This window comes from Streptococcus chenjunshii, assembly GCF_003086355.1.
Taxonomy (GTDB): Bacteria; Bacillota; Bacilli; order Lactobacillales; family Streptococcaceae; genus Streptococcus; species Streptococcus chenjunshii.
Window position 1 is genome coordinate 1,071,512 of the sequence record NZ_CP031733.1, and the last position, 18,195, is coordinate 1,089,706.

The 18,195-nt window shown below is 37.7% G+C and carries 18 protein-coding genes; all 18 read left to right on the plus strand.

The annotated features are described in order from the left end of the window. Positions 1–94: 94 nt before the first annotated feature. The 18 genes from DDV21_RS05260 (at position 95) to DDV21_RS05350 (ending at position 18,099) form a co-directional block, all read left to right on the plus strand. Positions 95–745 carry a sugar transferase gene (locus tag DDV21_RS05260; RefSeq protein WP_116877297.1) on the plus strand — a complete coding sequence of 217 codons (651 nt, stop codon included), beginning with the start codon at positions 95–97 and terminating at the stop codon, positions 743–745. A gap of 114 nt (positions 746–859) precedes the next feature. Next, a complete protein-coding gene (locus DDV21_RS05265; RefSeq protein ID WP_374936024.1) occupies positions 860–2,254 on the plus strand; it encodes a flippase in 1,395 nt (464 codons plus the stop codon). Positions 2,255–2,263: 9 nt separating this feature from the next. Next, a complete protein-coding gene (glf, locus tag DDV21_RS05270) occupies positions 2,264–3,373 on the plus strand; it encodes a UDP-galactopyranose mutase (RefSeq protein ID WP_116877295.1) in 1,110 nt (369 codons plus the stop codon). A gap of 11 nt (positions 3,374–3,384) precedes the next feature. Beyond that, on the plus strand, positions 3,385–4,179 hold the full coding sequence (locus DDV21_RS05275) for a DUF4422 domain-containing protein (RefSeq protein WP_116877294.1): 795 nt from the start codon (positions 3,385–3,387) through the stop codon (positions 4,177–4,179). Positions 4,180–4,557: 378 nt separating this feature from the next. Continuing rightward, entirely contained in the window at positions 4,558–5,721 is a 1,164-nt protein-coding gene (locus DDV21_RS05280; protein ID WP_116877293.1) for a hypothetical protein, read from the plus strand. Positions 5,722–5,829: 108 nt separating this feature from the next. Continuing rightward, the gene (locus DDV21_RS05285; protein ID WP_116877292.1) at positions 5,830–6,663 is read left to right on the plus strand and encodes a LicD family protein; all 834 of its coding nucleotides are present in this window, start codon (positions 5,830–5,832) and stop codon (positions 6,661–6,663) included. Between the two features lie 3 nt (positions 6,664–6,666). Continuing rightward, positions 6,667–7,617 (plus strand): glycosyltransferase family 2 protein, encoded by a 951-nt coding sequence (locus DDV21_RS05290; protein ID WP_116877291.1) that lies wholly within the window; start codon positions 6,667–6,669, stop codon positions 7,615–7,617. 25 nt (positions 7,618–7,642) lie between these two features. Continuing rightward, entirely contained in the window at positions 7,643–8,773 is a 1,131-nt protein-coding gene (locus DDV21_RS05295) for a glycosyltransferase (RefSeq protein WP_116877290.1), read from the plus strand. Further along, a complete protein-coding gene (locus DDV21_RS05300; protein ID WP_116877289.1) occupies positions 8,766–9,821 on the plus strand; it encodes a glycosyltransferase in 1,056 nt (351 codons plus the stop codon). Before DDV21_RS05295 ends, DDV21_RS05300 begins: the two co-directional genes overlap by 8 nt. Positions 9,822–10,936: 1,115 nt before the next feature. Beyond that, on the plus strand, positions 10,937–11,152 hold the full coding sequence (locus tag DDV21_RS05310; protein ID WP_116877287.1) for a hypothetical protein: 216 nt from the start codon (positions 10,937–10,939) through the stop codon (positions 11,150–11,152). A 5-nt stretch (positions 11,153–11,157) separates the two neighbouring features. Then, positions 11,158–11,994 carry an McbB family protein gene (locus tag DDV21_RS05315; protein ID WP_116877286.1) on the plus strand — a complete coding sequence of 279 codons (837 nt, stop codon included), beginning with the start codon at positions 11,158–11,160 and terminating at the stop codon, positions 11,992–11,994. Then, on the plus strand, positions 11,991–12,794 hold the full coding sequence (locus DDV21_RS05320; RefSeq protein ID WP_116877285.1) for a nitroreductase family protein: 804 nt from the start codon (positions 11,991–11,993) through the stop codon (positions 12,792–12,794). The genes DDV21_RS05315 and DDV21_RS05320 overlap by 4 nt, the downstream gene beginning before the upstream one ends. Further along, positions 12,791–13,741, plus strand: coding sequence for a YcaO-like family protein (locus DDV21_RS05325; protein ID WP_116877284.1), 951 nt, complete (start codon positions 12,791–12,793; stop codon positions 13,739–13,741). Before DDV21_RS05320 ends, DDV21_RS05325 begins: the two co-directional genes overlap by 4 nt. A 10-nt stretch (positions 13,742–13,751) precedes the next feature. Further along, a complete protein-coding gene (locus DDV21_RS05330; RefSeq protein ID WP_220431755.1) occupies positions 13,752–14,789 on the plus strand; it encodes a YcaO-like family protein in 1,038 nt (345 codons plus the stop codon). 38 nt (positions 14,790–14,827) lie between these two features. Continuing rightward, entirely contained in the window at positions 14,828–15,559 is a 732-nt protein-coding gene (locus DDV21_RS05335) for a hypothetical protein (RefSeq protein WP_116877283.1), read from the plus strand. A 1-nt stretch (position 15,560) separates the two neighbouring features. Next, positions 15,561–16,214: an ATP-binding cassette domain-containing protein gene (locus DDV21_RS05340; protein ID WP_116877282.1), complete on the plus strand. Its 654-nt coding sequence runs from the start codon at positions 15,561–15,563 to the stop codon at positions 16,212–16,214. 197 nt (positions 16,215–16,411) lie between these two features. Beyond that, a complete protein-coding gene (locus DDV21_RS05345) occupies positions 16,412–16,927 on the plus strand; it encodes a hypothetical protein (RefSeq protein WP_116877281.1) in 516 nt (171 codons plus the stop codon). Positions 16,928–17,325: 398 nt separating this feature from the next. After that, entirely contained in the window at positions 17,326–18,099 is a 774-nt protein-coding gene (locus DDV21_RS05350) for a dihydroorotate dehydrogenase electron transfer subunit (protein WP_162886289.1), read from the plus strand. The last annotated feature ends 96 nt before the right edge of the window (positions 18,100–18,195 follow it).

Below are 18,195 nucleotides of genomic sequence, written 5' to 3' on the forward strand. Positions count from 1 at the left end.
AGGGCGTGTGTGCGGCAAAAGATATAGGAAAAGACGATAATGCCGGATTTTGGGACGGCGGATTTATGAAAATAGAGAATAGGGGGATAATGAATTGACTGAAAATGAGATTCAGGAGACAAAACAGTTTTATTTATGCGTCAAACGTCTGCTTGATCTAATAATCGGGCTGTTAGGCGCTGTTTTCCTCCTGCTTCCGGTTTCAGTAATTATCTTTATTTTTTATCTGTTTGGCAGAGATAAAGGCGGAATCTTTTTTACTCAGGAAAGAATGGGAAAGAAAGGCACGACCTTTAGAATTATAAAATTTCGCTCTATGGTAGTTAATGCCGAAGAGGTCCTGCAATCGAACCCCAACCTTTACCAGCAATACCTCCATAACAGCTATAAATTATTGCCGGAGGAAGATCCGCGGCTGACCCGAATCGGCTATTTTATTAGAAAAACCAGTATTGATGAACTGCCGCAGTTTATTAATCTGATTAAAGGGGATATGAGTTTTATAGGTCCGCGTCCTATTTTGGCATCTGAGTTAAAAGAGTATACAGTCAGTGAGCAAAAAGAGCTGTTATCGATTAAACCGGGCGCTACAGGTTGGTGGCAGGTCTCTGGAAGAAGTGAAGTTCTATATCCTGAACGCTGTCAGCTGGAATTATACTATGTCAGAAATTTTTCTTTTAAACTTGATTTAAAAATTTTCTTTTTAACCATAAAAAAAGTTTTTACAGGCGAGGGAGCTCATTAGTAAGAAATCTGCCCCTCAGTATTAATCAAAAAGATGTCCGCAGATGGAGTATTGCATAAAGTGAACCGTTATCATTCTGTCAGATTTAATTTCGTCATGAATTTTATTCTGACTATGTCAAATTTTATTTTTCCCTTAATTACCTTTCCCTACGCTTCCAGAGTTTTACAAGCTCAGGGAGTTGGAACGGTGTCATTTGCAACCTCAATTATTACTTATTTCACTATGGTGGGAATGATGGGAATTCCTACTTATGGTATCAGAGCCTGTGCCAAAATCAGAGATGATGAAGAAAAACTGACTAAAACGGTCCAAGAGATTTTCCTGCTCAATACTATTGTGATGGCAGCAGCATTATTGGGTTTAGCGGTTTCTGTTTTACTGGTGCCTAAACTCGCTCAGGAAAAGATGCTTTACGTGATTATGTCGTCTACCTTAATCTTTAATGTTTTGGGGGTGGAATGGCTCTACAAAGCGCTGGAAAAGTATTCCTATATTACCATTCGTTCTATTGCTTTTAAATTTTTATCGCTGATTTTATTACTGCTTCTGGTAAAAAACAAAGAAGATTATGTTATATACGGCGCTATAACTGTTGTTGCAGGGGTTGGTTCCAACCTGATGAATTTTTTAAATCTAAAAAACCTGATTGACCTCAGGCCTGTCAAACATTTAAACTTGATGCAGCATATAAAACCCTGTCTGACCTTCTTCCTTTTGACCGTATCGACTACAATTTATCTCAATGTTGATACGACCCTGCTCGGTTTTATTAAAGGTGACCGGCAAGTCGGCTACTATACTGCGGCTGTGAAGATTAAACAGATTCTTGTCAGTATTGTCACATCACTTGGAACAGTTTTGCTGCCCCGCTTATCGTTTTACCATGAGCAGGCTCGTCATGATGAATTTAGAGCACTTGTTGAAAAAGCGCTTCGTTTTGTTTTTGTTCTGGCTATCCCCTTAACGCTGTTCTTTATCATTGATGCTACAGAAAGTATTCTCTTTCTGTCAGGCGAAAATTTTCTGCCGGCTGTTCTTCCAATGCAGTTAATTATGCCGACTGTTATTTTTATCGGTATCTCTAATTTAATGGGCATCCAAATTTTGGTCCCCATGCAAAAGGAAACTTTGGTGGTTGTATCTACGGTCATCGGAGCAGCAGTTGATGTTTTGATTAATATTATTGTGATTCCTTTATTCGGAGCTTCGGGAGCAGCCTTTGCTGGCAGTGTTGCTGAATTAACTGTTGTTTTGGTCCAATTGTACTTCTTGCGTGATTTAATTATGCCTATGCTGAAGCGAATCAGTCTTTGGAAGGTTATGCTCAGTACCTTTGCGGCTGTTTGTGCAACCCTGCTTTTGAAAGACGTTTTAATTGTCGGGACTTTCTTGACTCTGGCTGCTACAGCTATCGTCTTTTTTGCTGTTTATGGCATATTTTTACTTATCACAAAAGAAAAGTTTACATTAGATACCCTCCAATCATTTTTGGTACGGTTTAAATAGGAGGCTTAAATGTCAGGTTATGATTATTTAGTTGTCGGTTCAGGCCTCTTTGGTGCTGTTTTTGCTCATGAAGCAGCTCTCAAAGGAAAAAGGATTAAGGTGATTGAAAAACGCAGCCATATTGGCGGAAATATTTACACCGAAGAAACCGAAGGGATTCAAGTTCATAAATATGGCGCCCATATCTTTCATACATCAGATAAAGCCATTTGGGAGTATATCAGCCAATTTGCGGAATTCAACCGTTATACTAACTCACCGATTGCTAACTACAAAGGGGAAATTTACAATCTCCCTTTTAATATGAATACCTTCAATAAACTATGGGGGACGGTGACACCGGAACAGGCTGCGGCAAAAATTGAAGAGCAGCGAGCAGTGCTTGGCGGCAAAAAGCCGGAGAATCTGGAGGAGCAGGCCATTTCTCTTGTCGGAACCGATATCTATGAAAAGCTGATTAAAGATTATACAGAAAAGCAGTGGGGGAAACCCTGCCGAGAACTGCCTGCCTTTATCATTCGACGCCTGCCTGTCCGTCTGACCTATGACAATAATTATTTTAATGATACCTATCAGGGAATTCCTATCGGGGGCTACACACAGATTATTGAAAAAATGCTGAATCATGACAGCATTGATGTCGAAGTTAGTGTTGATTTCTTTGCTAATAAAAGGCAATATTTGACAGAATTTTCTAAAATTGTATTTACAGGCATGATTGACCAGTTTTTTGGCTATCAGCTGGGTGAACTTGAATATCGAAGTCTGCATTTTGAAACGGAACTTCTGGATACGGCTAATTACCAAGGTAATGCAGTTGTTAACTATACTGACAGCGAGAAACCCTTTACCCGAATTATTGAGCACAAACATTTTGAATTTGGCACTCAGAAAAAAACACTGATCACCAAAGAATATTCCCGAACATGGCATAGGGGTGACGAGCCTTACTATCCTGTCAATAATGAGCAAAATAACCGTCTGTATAAAGCGTATAAAGCGTTGGCAGACAAAGAGGATCAGATTATTTTTGGCGGCCGTCTGGGGCAGTATCGCTACTATGATATGCATCAGGTCATTGCAGCTGCCTTACAGTGTGTAAAAAACGAAGTGAAGTAGAGAGGAAGCCTGTGAAGCAGATAAAAATTCTTGTCGCCACCCATAAACAATTTCAGATGCCGGCAGATACTGAACTTTACCTTCCTTTGCATGTTGGCAGGGAAGGTAAAAAAGACTTAGGCTATACTGGGGATAATACGGGCGATAATATTTCACGCTTGAATCCGTATTACTCTGAGTTAACAGGACTTTACTGGGCTTGGAAAAATCTCAGTTGTGAGTATTTAGGGCTTGTTCACTATCGGCGTTACTTTGCCAAAAAAAGACAGTCCTATCGGGAAGAAATAAAAATTGATGACATTATTCTTTCGCAGGCAGATATAGAAAAGCTTCTTAAGGAAGCAGATGTTCTTGTACCCAAAAAGCGAAAGTATTATATTGAAACCTTATATTCACATTATGCACACACACATGATGCCAAACATTTAGAGCTGACAAGAGAAATATTGGCAGCATTATATCCAGATTATCTTAAGACGTTTGATAGTGTAATGAAACAAAGAAGCGGCTATATGTTCAATATGTTTATCATGAAAAAGGACTTAGCCGATGCATATTGCGAATGGTTGTTTACCCTTCTTGACGAACTTTATAAACGTCTTGATCTTACTGGATACTCAAGTTTTGATGCTCGGCTGTTCGGCCGTGTCAGTGAGCGCTTATTCAATGTTTGGCTGAGTCAGCAAGGGGAGCTTGCTGTTAAGGAGGTTCCGTTTGTATACATGGAAAAAATCAATATTTTTCAAAAAGGGAGTGCCTTCTTAGCTGCAAAATTTTTAGGCAAGAAATACGGAAAGAGTTTTTAAGGGCATATAGCTAATATATTGCAGGAAAAGTGATTGCTGGCAGTCTAATACCAGTTTACATTGGCCTTGCTGGACTTAACAGATTGAAAGTCTTGTTGCTTTAATAGACGACTAGGAGCGAGACAGAACGTTTTTCCGAGAGCGCTCGTCGTCTCTCCCTCCGCAAGGCCAAGTAGGTATTTTTAAGCTTAAAAAGCAAATAAAATGCCACTAGGCCACTGCGTCTTGTACCACTTATCAAAAAGGCTTTGAGAGTAATACTTTGTGAACTTTTCTAGTCATCTTGGCAGGGGTGCGTCTGCGAAATCACAGATTTCGGACTTACCGCCAGTTGCTTTATTGCATTTTACAGCCTTTATATCTTGGGGGAAGAGTTAGATGATTGAAACACAGACACGTCTGGGAGTTCTAAAGACACATGAGCTTTTGTTTTTTATGTCTTTGATCCCATACCTAGTTATTGAAATGTTTGGGACAACAATGTTTTCAATACCTTATTTTTTGCATACTATAGCGAAGGCTGTCCTAATTTTTGCAATAATCAGTGTGTTTTTTAAGAAGACCTGGTCTGTTTATTTTTTGCTTGTAGCTGCCCTTTTTTCCATAACAGGAGTCCTGGTTTGGCATGCCACAAGTGATACCGGTGTTTTAGTTTTAGCCATTTTTTTGATGGGGGCCTATAAAATTGATGTGCGAAAAATCATAACGGTATATCTGATTATTATTGGTTCTATTATGCTGCTGACCTTTATTTCCTCCTTATTAGGACTTATTCCAAATTTGCAGTATATCAGACCAGACACAGGTATTGTTCGTAATTCGTTTGGCATTATTTATCCAACCGATTTTGCTGCCCATGTTTTCTATCTCTATCTTTTTTCAGCTTATCTTTTCTTGTGGAAAAGGCCGTGGCTGTTAGCGGGTGTCGGGCTTTTTACAGCTTGGTTTCTTATTCGCTTCTCTGATGCACGTCTGGATGCTTTAACCGTTTTAATTACGGGTTTTATCTTTGTACTGATTTATTATTTGCCCAAAAATCGCCTTTATCACAAACTGATGTCTTGGTCTGCTTTGGCAACCGTTGCTGCCGCCTACCTTTCTTATTATTTGACCGTTCATTTTAATCCCAGACAGCCTTTTTATGCCAAAGTAAATGCTCAACTGTCTGGACGGCTGTCTTTAGGAAAAAGAGCGCTTGATTTGTATGGAATTAAACCTTTTGGCCAGGTTATAGAGTTTATCGGCAATGGCGGCAGTACAGATTCTGTCTCAAATTATAATTTTGTGGACAGCTCTTTTTTGAAAGTTATGCTACTGTATGGTGCAGTCTTTATTATTCTTTTCATTATTTTAACGACTATCCGATCCATTCAAAGTGTAAACAGTAAGGACTATTATACGCTGGCGGTGTTGCTCGCTGTTGCAGTAAACAGCATGGTAGCCCATCACTTGATTGAACCTTATTACAATGTCTTTTCTATTTTACTGCTGGCAGATTTTACTAAAAACTGGCATCAAACTAAAAGACGGAAAAACTTTTAGGAATGTAAAACAAAAGGAAACTAGGTAGTAGTTCACAAAAATTAGCATTGCCATTCTTGTTAGCAATGCTGGAATTATTTCAAATTTGATATTAAAAGTATAAAAAATATGATTAATAAATTTTTAAAAAGAAGACAGGAAAAAATTCAGTCTAGAGTGCAGGTTGATCTATTTTGGGAGAAGAAAAAAGAAATAAATGCCATTCACTATAGGATGTTGGCTGACTTCGATAATTTTTGCTCTCAAAATGGAATTGAGTATTGGCTTGAGGGAGGTTCTCTGATTGGAGCCTATTTTCATCAAGAAATCATTCCTTGGGACGATGATTTAGATTTAGCTATGACAAGACAAAACTGGAATAAATTGGAATCTATGAAGCCACAGTGGGATAAGATGCTTCTTCAAACTTATGGTAATGATAGTGGTTTTAATAGTGTTAAATTTCATAAATTGCGAGATAAATATTCTTACATCAATGATGGCCGTTATTGGTCTTCGGAATCTAATGAATATCAAGGAGTGTTCATAGATCTGTTTGTTTATGACGATACTAATATCTCATCTTACCAAAAATCAAGCATACTTCATAAAATACGATTGTATACTCAATTATATAGCCGTATGTTTTATAATGTTTGTAAATTTATGCCCTTTGAAAAAATAAGACGACGCAGTCTTGAAAAGTCCCACTGCATTGATTCCAAAGCGAAATATATGCGTTTAGATTATCGATGCTGCACGAAAGATAATAAGCATTATTTTTTGGAAAAAAATAGGGTTTTCCCGTTGCAAAAGGTTAAATTTGGTAAAGGGGAGTATCCTGCTCCAAAAGATATAGAGTATTATCTTCATACACAGTACGGGAACATAGTTAAATATCCTCCAAAGGAAAAACAAGTTCCGTCACATTTAATAGAATATAAAAATTATAGTAAGGAGTAATCTATGATTAGTGTCATTATTCCTTGTTATAATGCTGAATTAACTTTAAATAGATGTTTTGAAAGTTTGAAAAAACAAACCTATCAAGATTTAGAACTTATATTTATTGATGATGGTTCAACAGATAATACACTTAAACTTTTGAAAAGCATAAAAAAGAATCAGCCTGATATGACTATCATTATCAAAACTCAGAAAAATCAAGGTGTATCAGCGGCCAGAAATGCAGGTCTTCAGCTAGCAACAAGAGAGTATATAGCTTTTGTTGATCCTGATGATTGGGTAGACCCACAGTTTTTTTCCACTTTGATTAAGGGAATGACGGATGATGTTGACCTATCCGTAGTGGGCGTTTTAAAAAGTACTGATAAACAGAGTAATAAAAAATTAATTACACAAGATACCCTATCCTCATCGGCTTATTTTGAGAGAATGTTTCGAGATGTTCAAGTTAAAGGGTATGTTTGTAATAAACTGTACCGCTTTGATATTATTCAACAACATGTTCTTTTTTTCAGAAAAGAAGTGTCTGTTATGGAGGATTTAGAATTTAATACTCATTATTGGCACTTTATAAGAGCAGCTTCAATATCAAGTGCTCAGCTGTACCATTATCAAATTGAAGATAATAGTGCTATGAACGCCACTTGGTCTGATAAGAAGAAGACTGTTATTCAAGCTTTTGATTTCATGAGAACTAACGGGGTATTACCTAAGTTTCAATCTGAGATACTTGAGTTGGATTATGTACGCAGTTTGTTATGGTTGGTAGGTCAGTTGTACCGAAAAGGAAGTAGAGAGGATATTGCGGCTAATGAGGAAATGATTTTTCAATTATTGAGGCAAAAGAAGCGGTTGTTTCTTTATAAAGGCTATAAAACCGGATTAAAGTATTATATCTCTTACCTTATATTTTTAATAAATAAAAAAATGTTAAGAATTATTATTAGATAATAGCTTTGTGCAGGAACAGAAAATTATGAAAGAAAAAATATTAATTATTGGTTTGTCTCCTGTTCTTGCGGGAACTGAAACGTTTATCATGACTTACTATAGAAATTTAGATCCTGATAAATTTCAAATTGATTTTATCGTAAGAACTCAAGAAAAAGTGATTTTTGAAGATGAAATACGTGCTCGTGGCTCGCAAATTTTCTATATTCCACCTAAAAGAAAAAATCCAATTGTTTATAAAAAAGCGATGCATTCATTCTTTTCTAAACATGCGAGTGAATATCATATTATATGGTATCATGTTATGGGGGTCTCGAACATTGACATGCTGATTTATGCAAAAAAATATGGAATTGAAAAACGTATTATCCATAGTCATGTTTCGCAATGGCGTGGTTCGTGGATGAGATACATTTTGCATCAACTGAATAAAAAAAAGTTATTTCATTATGCAACCGACTATTTTGCTTGTTCACAATTAGCAGCTCAATATTTATATAATGGTAGCGTACTTGATAAAAGTATTATTATTAACAATGCTGTTGATATTGATAAATTCCTTTTTTCAGTGGATCAGCGTAAGCGGATTAGAGAGGAATTGGGATGGTCGAACAATAAAGTTATCGGAAATATCGGGCGTTTAGCTGTTCAAAAAAATCAACCGTTTTTGCTTGATGTTTTTAATGTTGCGCTGAAACAAGATAGTTCTTTAAGACTGGTTATCCTTGGTGATAACTCTTTATCAGAGGGCACACTAAGCGTGATTAAGCAAAAAATACAAGATTATCATATTCATGATAAGGTAAAACTAGTAGGTTCACAAAGCAATATTCAAGCATGGCTGAGTGCCTTTGATCTCTTTATTTTGCCATCACTTTTTGAAGGTTTGCCCCTTTCTGCGGTTGAGGCACAGGCTAACGGTTTGCCTGTACTGGTTAGTGATACTGTAACTGAAGAGTTAAAAATTTTAGACAGCACAGCTTACCTGCCGCTGGATGCTGATTTACAAGTCTGGGCGCAGCAGATTATCACTATGCTGACCATGAAACGCAGTCAGCAGGAAACGATTGACAAGCGCTTTGCTGAAAAAGGGTTTGATATCAAAAAACAAGTTAAGGATGTGGAAAACATCCTATTAGGAGAACAAATTGAATAAATACCAGATCGTGGAAGCTTACGGCAGGTTTATGCATGCTGGCAGCAAGGCCACTAACGACTGTTCAGCCATATTAAATCAGGCTGGTTTTAAGCCTGTAACAGTCACCGGAGTAATTGATAAAAAAGGGCTGTTAGCTAAGATTTACAGACAATGGCATTATTACAGAGACTGGCGAAATGTTTATCAGACTCTTGAGGCTCATTCAATTTTAGTTCTCCAACATCCTTTTAGGAGAAGGCAGCTGGGGCGTTTTCGGTTTTTAAAGAAACTTAAAAAACAAAAAAAAGTCCATATTGTTTCCTTAGTTCACGATGTTGAGTTAATCAGAAATATATATGAGTTATCTTTTTACCAAAAAGAATTCCGCCAAATGCTGGCCTATTCTGATCAAATTATTGTCCATAATGCCAAAATGAAAGAATGGTTTATCGATTATGGTGTGGAAAAAGAACGGCTGATTGATTTGGAAGTTTTTGATTACCTCAATCAAGAACCTCTGGATAAAAAGATAGCATTCAGTCCCAGCATAGTTATTGCTGGGAATTTAAGTCCTGAAAAAAGCCCTTATATTTATAAACTAGAGGATTTGGCTCCTTTGTCTGTTGAGCTGCTGGGAATCAATTATGAACCAAAGCGGAAGTCAAATAATATTCACTATAAAGGAGCTTTCCCTGCTGATGAGGTTCCAGCGCAGCTGAATCACGGATTCGGACTGGTCTGGGACGGTGATGAGCTCTCCAGCTGTTCTGGAGCAACAGGGAATTATCTGCGCTATAATAATCCGCATAAACTATCATTATATCTATCATCCGGTCTTCCGGTTGTCGTTTGGTCTCAGGCAGCTGTGGCTGACTTTGTAAAGCGGAACCAGTTAGGACTGGTGGTAGACTCGCTGTATGATCTCCAAGCTATTTTAAATAAAATTACGGAAGAAGAATATTTAACTTTCTGCAGCAATATCAAAAAAGTGATGCAGTCTATGCAAAAGGGAGACTACCTTAAAAGAGCTGTTAACAGCAGCCTACCAAGATACAAAGACCAGTAGAAGCACACGGCAAAATTGGCGGTAAGTCCGAAATCTGTGATTTCGCAGACGCACCCCTGCCAGGATGACTAGAAGGGTGCAGTCGGCTGTCAAGACGGCAAAGCTTTCAGTCAGCTACGGTTGGCGGTAAGTCCGAAATCTCTGATTTCGCAGACGCCCCTATCAGGACGGCTGGGCAGATGCAACGTCTAGCCGTCTGGCTTTTCCTTTTACAGTGCGGATCTTGCTCCACGATCCGGTCTTTTTTTATTTTTAGAATATGAATAGAGAGCTAAACAAAGAAAAGTCAGCGACTCGTTTAACTTATTTCTGCCAAAAAACATCCGATACAGAGGCAGAAGTCTCTTTTTTCATAAGGTATGGAAAAAGATGAGGTCAGTCTTTCGACTGCCGATGAAGTTGCAGCTGTCCTGCTGACAAGCCTCAAAAAGCACAAAAGACTTATTTTAATAGGAAAAGGACAGGCTTCTCTGCAAAATTCAAAGTGTGTGGATATTCAATATCACTGTATTTTACAAAAATATTTGGACAGGCAAAATGGCGCACAGCTATTATAACCGCTGTGTTGAGTCAGTCATGTGCAGCAGTGTGGCAGCTGCTTTAAAATATAAAAGAGGACCTGTGGTCTTCTTTTTTATGTGACTTTCTGCAGTCCGTTTCACATAGCAGGAACAAATGAGTTGTCTGCTGCGGGAGGAAAGTGACTTCCATTACGTATAAACTGCAGTTTTAATGATATTGGCTGATGCAATGAAGACAGTCAGATTTCTTTGGTATGACATTCGTTTTACAATTTCTTTTCCATCTTGATAACTCTTGACTTGTGTTTTTATTCGGATTATAATAAGAACATTCTATTTATTCGCTTAAAAACGATGTAAATATTTGGTTTACTGAAACCATTCAACAGCCAATTTGTTTTTAAAAAAGCGAATATTATAGAGAAGGCGATAATTAAGTCTCACTTGATTATTCAGCCAGAAATAGGGAAAGGGGGAGCAACAGAAAAAGGGATTATTTTATTGGAAGTCATTACTGTTTTATAACTGATGCTGCTTAGCATAAAAGTGTTATAATTTGAAAATTTTGAAAAGAAAAATATTAAGGAGAATCATATGAAACCTCATTATGCAATCAAAGAAACTGAAATTGTTAATACCCAAACCAAAAGTATGACTAAAGTCGTCCACGATTGGGACAGCGATGATAACAGCTGGGGCGTTACAGTTCTCAAAGACAACAGATCCAGACTCCATGAATTTACTGATGCGCGTGATTTTTATATTATGTGCTGCTGCTGTGCAAATGGCGGAACAGGCTCTTTGAGTTAAGTGCTATGAACAGGTTTAGAATAAAGCCGTTTTTACTGTATGATATTAATCAGCATGAGACAGTGCTGCAAACAAGCAGCTCAATATCAGTTTTAAAAAACCAACAAATGATTGGTTTTTTAAAATCAATTGAAGATTCATCCTTTATCGCTGATCAGGATATGCTTGCCGCTTTTAGAGAAAAATATGAGTCTGCTTTGCAGTTTTTAAAATCACAGGGCATTCTGACAGAGGACATTGATCTGAATTTCTCGGTTCAAAAGATTTATTTTTTATATAATGGAGAGTTAAACGGGCGATTTATCCCCGATAGTTTCGACAATGTCCCTATAGAAATCAGAAAATTTGGGGAGGTAAGCCTCAGCGATTTGGAAGACAGCTCACTTGTTGTACTGCTGCTGAATTCTTATCATACTGATTATGTTAAACAAGTCTATGATGCTGTTAGCGATAAGCAAAATATCTATTTGCTGACTATTTTTTATTATGGATTTAAATATTATATTGATAATATTTATCATGCTGACTGGCTTGTTCCGACACACTTTGATCATATCGGTATTATCAGGACGACCTTGCCCAATACAGAAGAGCACCTGTCTTACAACTCTCTTGTAGGTGCTATACTTGAAAAAGAGCCGTATTTCAGTAATGACAGGGTCCTTGCCAGTGCAGAACAAATTTTTTTAATCAATACGATAATGGTTAGAATCTATGAACTGTTTTCTGTTGACGACAAAGAAGCACTGGATCAGTCCGCTTTATTAGAAACGCTTGAAATCAATTTATCAAATCGAAAAATAGCCAGAGATACGGCGATATTTTGGGAGCTTTTAGAATGACAGATGACATCAGTAAATACTATTATGATAACTCAGTCGGTAAGCAGTACCAAAAGGAGAACGATATTTATTTGATGCGTGAAATTAATAAATTTCACCAAAAATCGGTGTTTATCGGTCCAAAATACAATCAAAAAAAGCATTTGAACCCGCTTCTGGAATCTTATCTCTTTGAAATAGAAAAGAAAATACCTAAAATTGAGATATACGAAGAATCGATTGCCCTCGATGATACTGTTATTGATAATAAAGGATCGCTTCGTCATTTCAATGCTGATTTGAATTTCCAAGAAGTGAGCTCTGTTTTGAATCATTCCTTTGGAATAGATAAGGAGAATTTGCATAGAAGGTTCCCATCTGCCGGAGGGTTATATCCTGTTTATCCTATTTTTATACAGCTTCAGAACAATGAATATGACAGCAGGCTATCCAGAGGCTATTACTATTTTGACAGTATCCAAAACAGACTGTTAAAGTTAGGAAGCCTTGATAATCAGGTTCATGGTAAAACTGTCGAATTTGCTTTAGGAGCTGATGAACAGCCAATGTCTCATCAGCTGATTGTCTATGTCGGTGATATAGAAAAGGTCGTCTCTAAATATCATTATGTTGGTTACAAACATTTATTTATAGAAACAGGAATGATGGCACAAAGTCTAAGAGAAGCATTATCCTCAATACCTGCCGCTGGTGATCTTTCCGTTTCAGGTTTTAGGCATAATCTTTTAGCAAAACATTTGAACTTATCATTAAGTACTAACTTAATTGCAATGATTCAGTGGATAGGAAAAGAAGTATGAATAATCATTTTTGGCACTTCCCGCGTAAACCTCTATTTTTGAATTATTATTTTTCCTCAATAAAACCGGGAAAAATTTCATATCAAGGTCACAGCGGTCCGTCCGGCGGAAATGCAATTGATGAAAGAGCTGATCTCTCTATGCTGAAGTCTTTTTCTGAATCTTTAGACAGAAGGTCATCCGTCTTTTGGTATAATAATAAGGCCTATACTGAGGTATATGACCTTGTGACAAATTCTTTTGTCAGAATAAGAAAAGAGCAGTTCGCTTTAAGCAACAGCTTAAATGCCTACAGAGATACTACCGGAACAGCTGCCCATACCAGTGGCAGTCAGGCGGTTTCCAACGCTCTGCAAGAATTATTTCAAAAAAATGCTTTGGCCTTAATATGGTATTCTCAGCGTTCTTATAGAAGAAAATTTAAGGGATTTGATGTCTTGGTCAACACCGATTTTTATCCTTTGTATAATGCTTTGATATTCTTGGAGCTGGATGGCAGAAGCTGCTTTGGTATGGGAAGTTCAGGAGTCTTGGAAGAGGCTTGCCAGAAAGCTTTTGAGGAAGCTTTGCTCCTCTTATATGAAAATTCACATGCCGAGTTTCTTTTACAGGGGAAAAGCAGGCTGAGCTATCAGCTTACTGATAAGGAGCAAAAAGGCTATTTTAAAAGTTTGGTCAGGAATGCTGCTGAAGGAAACTTTAAAGAGGCAGATATAGGAGAACAGGGTGACGTGAAAGAACTGATTCCCAACTGGATTCACCATGTCTATGTCTCGCTGATTCCTAATCACTATAATCCGTTGTTCAAAGTTACGAAGCTGTATTCACCTGATTTATTTGCCTCGCTTCCCTATAGAGATATTGTGCTGGCAGAAAAAGGTAAGAGTATTCTGCGTTTTATTAATGAAAAAAATCTTGCCAAGGTGCCTGATATACCAAGCTTATAATGGAGAAAAAATGAAATATACTTTATCTGGGATGCATCAGCAGCTATATGCTAATAAGCTGCTGTTCAGAAAAGAATACCTAGCTAGTTTAAGTACCAATATTGCAGGAAGTCAGGGAGTTGGCAAATCAGAAGAAAAAATAGATGCTGTCAGAAGAGCGTTTGGCGAAAATTTTGAAAGAAAGGAGCTATTTAGCTGGATTAATGTTTTTAAACAGTCTGGTATAGTGACTTTTTATAATGACAAACTTTCTTTTGAACAGCTCCCTAACTTTCAGTTATTAATGGGTGACAGCAATAAAGATACGTCGGGTGTAGCCGCAGGAAGCAATTCCGCAATGGCTATAGAGCATGCTTTTTATGAATTCATTGAAAGACAGAGTTTTGTTTACAGTTTTTTGACAAAATTTGCCGGTATCAGCCTTACCTCACTTGTTAAAAAAAGCAGTGGCTTAGATTTGATAAATAAAGGGAAATATTACATTAACGATATCAGCATTGTTCCCAATGTTTCAGTTATTATCTTTATTTATTGGACTGAGCAGCACTTTTCCATGGGGCTAGGCTGCCACAAGGATCAATACCAAGCATTTTTAAAAGCTTTTAAGGAGGCTTCCGGATTTGGCAGTCACCTCTTTCCAAATGTTGAAAAAGAAGAACTTTCTTTTGAAGCCTTTTTCGCCAGTCAGGAAGATACACGCCATGCCTATACAGATTATTTTGAAAAGCATGTGTCTTTAAAAGTGCTGCTGCAAGCATATGATTATTTAACATTTGCTGAATGTGCAGGAAACTGGACAACAAGAGACCAAGCTTTTTCAATAGAGGATATTTTTGCGGCTTCTAAACATCTTGACATCCCCATCAGTCTTCAAAAACTGGAAACAGCTTCAGCAACGAATTTCGGCAGATTAGTCCGGGTTTATTCAGCTGAAGGATTTCCTTCAATTAATAATATCAAAATAGACCCCAGAAATTATAAAATTTCTTACTTTAAGGATAAAAATCAGCTTTTTCCAAACGAGGGAAACTATCTGCCTTTTCCTTGATTTTAAATGTGCTTATAGCTTGGAGGTAATCATCAGTCATGTTAAAGAAAATACTGGCTCTGTTTAAATTTCAATTAAATATAACCCTCTCTAATAAATTTTTTCTAGTTTATACTCTGTTTTTGCCAGCTGTCAATTTGTTTCTTGCTTTAAACAGAAGGGGGGCTGTTTTAAGCAATCAGGAAAAAGTCCTGTTTTTGAGCCCCTATATTTCTTATATCATTGTTATTGCTATGCTGTTTGGCTGGGCAGGAAATATTATTTCTCTTAGAGAAAATAACTATCTAAAAGTTTTTTCCAGTCTGAGCGGTTCTAAATTTTATATTTTTGCCGTTAATTTATTAGTCAATTTTCTTTTAACAATAGTGCAGGTTAATATTCTGCTGATTCTTTTTGAGTTCATAAGCAAAAGTGTGGATTTAGAGCTGTTTATACTCTTTAATGTCTTAACTGTTCTGGGGGTAGGGATCTGTTTTTTTGCTTTTTCCGTTTTCCTAAAACTGTCACTAAATACAGTAACGCTGCAGGCTGTTCTGACATCTTATTTGCTGCTTTCTTTGCTTTCATTGGAATATGCTCCTGACAATGCTGTTTTGAGCGGGCTGTTTCATTTTATGAATGTCTTTTCTTTAATTAATGAAATTGGCTTAATGATAGGCGATAAGCTTGCCGGAACGTTTTCGCTTTACGTGCCGGCACTGGTCTGGTTTATGGTTGGAAGCTACTGTTTAAAAGTGTCGTCCGTTTTTTCACCCAAAGACAGGAATTAACATGCGAATAGAAAATTTTAGTTTAAAAATCAAGCAGCAGCAGCTTTTAGATAATGTCAGTTTCTCGTTCGACGAACAGAAGTTAAACTTGATTATCGGCAGAAACGGTGTTGGGAAAACACTGCTATTAGATTTAATCTCTGACCTAGATCGTAACAGGCCAGAACATTTTTTCAATTTTCCTGAAAGCAGCCGTATTATTTATCACAGTCAGGGTCTGCCCTTTATTGCAGAAGCTACTGTGAAAGATACGATAAGCTTAATTGGAGATCTGTCTGAAGGGGCTGCCATTACGATGGAGCAGATACCTCAGAAAATTAGAAATAACTTAGATAAGCCTTTTGGAACCCTATCCATGGGGGAGAGAAGATTTTTAACGGTTTGGTTATTCTTGCAACTTGAAAGAGATCTGTATATTTTTGATGAACCGTTTGCTAATTTAGATCTAGCTGTTATCTCTGATATTTTAGACCTTTTTTATGATAAGATTAAACAAGGAAAACAGCTGATTATCACTTCACACCAGTTTGATTTCTTGATCCCTGAAAAAACACATGTTATTTTTATTGAGGATAGGCAAATCAAATTCAACGGCGGGCTCACTGTTTTTCTGGAATCGTTTCATTCATTTGGGCAGGCTTTTGATATAAAATAACTGTCCATCATAGCTGCTTATAAAGTTCTGAAATGTTTGTAGCTTGTTTCATCTTGCTGCAGGTATTCAGAACTTTTTTCTTTCTTTCGAAAATATTTATTAAATTGTCCGTTCTCCCATTGCTCTTTTATTTTTCGTGTGGTATAGTAATAGTAACGAAAATGTAACAAAAAAGTAATATAAACGGTGGCATAAAAATGAGAAAAAATCTAGAGGCAGCAGGGCAGGGCAGCCATCAACTGTTGATTCAAAAATTATTAGTGAGTACACATTATTTGACACTTTTTAAGGATGAATTGATTTTGGTAGAAAAGACGCCGTCCCTTTTGGGAGGCTCTTTTGCTCCTTCACTGGTTCAGTCAGAGTTGGGAGATATCTTAAAAAGCATAGAGACGTTAGACAAACAGGAGCGCCTGATAAAGTCAACGTTCTGGTATGATGAGCATGCTTTCAATTTACTGAATAAATCGCTGAGCATTGTTGATAATTGGATTGAAGGGATAGACCGTTTAGTTGAAGTATGTGAAGAAAAGTCGGTTTTTCATACTATTCTTGGCGAGAGCAGAGCCCGTGTTTTCGGCGTGCTTGCAGATGTTTTTTCATCACTTAAGGTCATTAATCTTTCTTTAAAAGAAGATTACGTCCATCCAGCTCTTTTTGAGCAAATTCGCTTAATGAAATTAGAAGAAGAAGCACTGCAGCAAGAACAGTAACTAATTTTTAGATCGGTCAGTTGACAGGCCGAAAAATTCAAGATATAATGATAAAAATTTAATAACCTTTAATTAGGCTCAGAGAAGCTTGCAAGGTTAATTTAGCAGGAAAAGCGCTGCCTTTTCTGATAAAGAACAAAGGTCCGGGTCAGCTGGCTGTATTCTAATCTTGCTCTCTTTTTTGGAGAGCAGGATTTTTTTGTAAGGTTCGGGTTTACCATCAGCCGTAGATGACTGGGAGCGGGTAGGGAGTCTCAGGCTGACGAACGAATATGGCTGCTCTGTGAGTACAGCCTTCCTTGAGTCTTTAGTGGCTCGGCGGTTAGGTTCCTGTTTTTGCTATGAGCTTTTCACGATCTTTGTATTTTATGAAACATTTAAGGGAAGGAAGTAAATCTTTGATTTTAAAAGAGGATATGACTGTTGTCAGTCAGCGGGAAATTGCTCCGCGTATTTTCGAAATGCGGCTTTTAGGGGAGATGGTCCATGAGATGAAGGCAGGTCAGTTCTTACATTTGCGTGTACCGGATCCGAGTAAACTGCTGCGCCGTCCAATTTCTATTTCACAAATCGACAAAGAGAATAAGACCGCCACTCTGGTCTATCGTGTAGAGCGTGAAGGAACTGCTATTTTATCAAGTCTGACAGCGGGCGATAGGCTTGATGTCATGGGGCCTCAGGGGAACGGTTTTGATTTATCGGTGCTTTCGGCGGGTCAAAAGGCCCTTCTGATTGGCGGCGGTATCGGTGTGCCTCCTCTGGTTGAGACGGCAAAACAACTGTCGGCTAAGGGAGCTGAGGTTATTTCGGTCCTTGGTTTCGCGGATAAAAGCGCCGTTATTTTAGAAGATGAACTGAGACGCTACGGTAAGGTTTACCTGACAACAGATGATGGCTCCTACGGTGTTAAGGGCTATGTCTCAACAGTAATTGATGAGCTGTCAGAAGAATTTGATGCTGTCTATTCTTGCGGTGCGCCGGGGATGCTTAAATATGTTGATAAAAAATTCGCCCAGCACCCGCATGCCTACTTATCATTAGAAGCGCGGATGGCTTGCGGTATGGGAGCCTGCTATGCCTGCGTCGTTCATTTAAAAAATCAGGCAGAAGCGTCTAATAAACGTGTCTGCGAAGATGGGCCTGTATTTGCTGCCGGAGAGATTGAGTTTTAAGAGAAAGGATGTCTGTTCGAAAAATTTAGCATTTTCCATAGATTTCAAAAGATAGTTCAGAAGATCTTTTGCCTGACTCAGAAAGGAGTCTTTGGA